This is a genomic window from Bradyrhizobium sp. NAS80.1, from assembly GCF_001908205.1.
In the GTDB taxonomy this organism is placed as follows: Bacteria; Pseudomonadota; Alphaproteobacteria; order Rhizobiales; family Xanthobacteraceae; genus Bradyrhizobium.
In genome coordinates this window covers 1-2,349 of the sequence record NZ_LGHL01000340.1, presented here as the reverse complement: position 1 = coordinate 2,349, position 2,349 = coordinate 1, and the positions used below count along the sequence as shown (strand labels likewise).

Here is a 2,349-nt window from a genome sequence, read left to right as displayed (position 1 = left end):
TGGCCCTGACCGCTCTCCTGCCGCCCTAACATCCGCTGCTCCCGCAAATGCCGCCTCAAACCAACGGAATCACGGTTCGCGAGTCGCCTCAACCGGAGTTTTGCAACACAATCATAGATAGAGCGGACCGAGCACTTGGCAGCCTCAGAGTTTCATCATTCGCCTTCCTATTCGTGCTCGGCGCCAAGGATCAGAGCGCCCAATCCAAAGAACGTGACGCCGCCGACCCAGAGCAGCTCGAGCGCGGTCTCGACCGCCGAGGTCTCGATCGGTACGTCGCGCGTGAAAGCCACGATGATGAAAGCCAGGTTCAGAAGCAGGCCCGTCAAGCCACACACGAAAAACAGCGATTGGAATATGCGTGTCATCGTTCCTCGCTTCACACAGAGTTGCGCTCCACGACGCTGGGAATTTGGCGGCCCTTACTATCGCGAAGCTTCCGGAGTTTCTATGGGGCGAAGGTCACGGTGGCGGAAAAGCTACCGGGGGTAGTTTGCCACTTCAGTCCTGAGATTGAGGATACTATTTGGGGAAATGGCTGACTTCCGCTTGTGGGGGCCGTAAGCCGACATTGCAGCAGCGACAATCGTTTAGGACTGCTCGTGGACCCCGAAGTGGACATACGTCAAGGTGCCCAATGTTTGAGCCTTACCTAACGCGCTGGGGCCTGGTCCCCGATGGCAATCCGATCACGACACCGGCCGCCAGGTTGCTTCCGGTGCGGCGGTCCGGTGATGCTGCCATGCTTAAAGTGTCCCATGAGAGGGACGACTGTCGCGGCGGCGCCCTGATGGAATGGTGGGAAGGAGAAGGCGCCGCGCGTGTCTTAGCCAGAGATCACCTAGCCCTGCTCGTGGAACGTGCCCTAGGCTCGTCTTCCTTGGCCGACATGGCCCGCGTGGGACGCGATAACGAAGCCTGCCGTATTTTGTGCGCCACCGCCGCGCAGCTGCACGCTTCCCGCCCGAAGCCCATTCCCGAACTGATCCCGCTGGCGCACTGGTTTCATGAACTGGAGCCGGCGGCTGCCAAGTACGGGGGCATCCTGGTTCGCTGCGCCGAGACCGCGCAATCGCTGCTCGCCGAACCGCGCGAGTGCGTGGTGCTACATGGAGACCTGCACCACAACAATGTGCTCGACTTTGGCGCGCGCGGGTGGCTCGCCATTGATCCTAAGGGCCTCGTCGGTGAGCGCAGCTTCGACTTCGCCAACATCTTTACCAATCCCGACCTGAGCGATCCGAGCCGTCCTGTCGCGACTGAGCCGGGCCGCTTCGCATCGCGCGTGAAAGTCATCACCGAGGTCGCGGAGGTGGAACGACAACGCCTCTTGTGCTGGATTCTCGCGTGGACCGGATTGTCGGCGGCTTGGTTTCTTGGTGACGAAGATCCTTTGGCAGAGATCGATCTGCGCATTGCCGAGCTAGCCGCCGCCGAACTGGATCGTTGAAGCGCAACAGGTGCCATATTCGCCGACCGACGAGAGGCTACGACATTGAACGTCTGGGAAGGGCGCTTGAATATAGATGTTGATCGGGCGCGGTTATCTTAGGCATCGTCGGCTCATTGGAGCTGACCGGAAGCAGCAGCGCCATCCGCCAAACGGCGCTTGTGACCCATGAGCCATTTTGAAAGGCCTCCGGACGTTGCAAATCTTTCAAGTTGCGACGAGCAACCGGTAGACAGATTTGAACCGAAAGGATTGCTTGCCAGCTAGTGCCGTGGCTTCAAACTGGGCACCGTCATCCCAGTAGGTCCCAGCAAATCCAATGGTAAGAACCTTTCGTGCCCATGGGTACGTACCAGATATTGGCGAATGCTCTCGGCTCGTCATTTCACCCTTCCACTTGCCGTCAGAACAAGTGTAGCTCCCGACGGTATAGTAAAATCGGCCGCCCCCACGCATCGTGCCATCACGGAGCACCATGACATGCCGATTGTAGGCATCTACTCCGTCCAAAAACCATGTCTCAGCTAGATAGAGTCCGTTCCGTATCATGATTTGATGCCGCGCAATCGAGAGCATCATCAGGCCCAGACTTCCGGGAAGGGCCGCGTCGACAAGACTGCGCGTCCTTCAGCGGCTTTACAAGCCAGCAAGAAACTGCCGAACCTCGTGAACTCATTTCAGCCGGCATCTGCGCGGCGTTTGAGGGTTTTCCTCAATGCCGCGTCCGGTCGCCCGGCGGCGACAACGACCTTCATCTGCATTCACGAATTTCCGAAGCTGTCCTTTACTCCGGCTTGTGATTACATTCTTCAGTTCGTCGTCTAGGTTGAAGCCGCGTGCTAGCTTAAGCGTTAGAACCGCCTTGGACGAATAACTTCTTCTATCGCGCTCAAGCGCCT

3 protein-coding genes are annotated in these 2,349 nt (G+C 58.5%); 1 reads left to right on the top strand and 2 read right to left on the bottom strand.

What is annotated here, in order from left to right; translation table 11 throughout:
* Positions 1–167 precede the first annotated feature (167 nt).
* A complete protein-coding gene (locus AC629_RS43055) occupies positions 168–368 on the bottom strand; it encodes a hypothetical protein (protein WP_143199907.1) in 201 nt (66 codons plus the stop codon).
* A gap of 269 nt (positions 369–637) precedes the next feature.
* Here AC629_RS43055 and AC629_RS43050 point away from each other — a divergent pair, with 269 nt between their 5' ends.
* Positions 638–1,450 (top strand): aminoglycoside phosphotransferase family protein, encoded by an 813-nt coding sequence (locus tag AC629_RS43050; protein ID WP_084810670.1) that lies wholly within the window; start codon positions 638–640, stop codon positions 1,448–1,450.
* Between the two features lie 672 nt (positions 1,451–2,122).
* Here AC629_RS43050 and AC629_RS48035 read toward each other — a convergent pair.
* On the bottom strand, positions 2,123–2,349 hold a 227-nt coding region (locus AC629_RS48035), incomplete at its 5' end, for a hypothetical protein (RefSeq protein ID WP_210419218.1).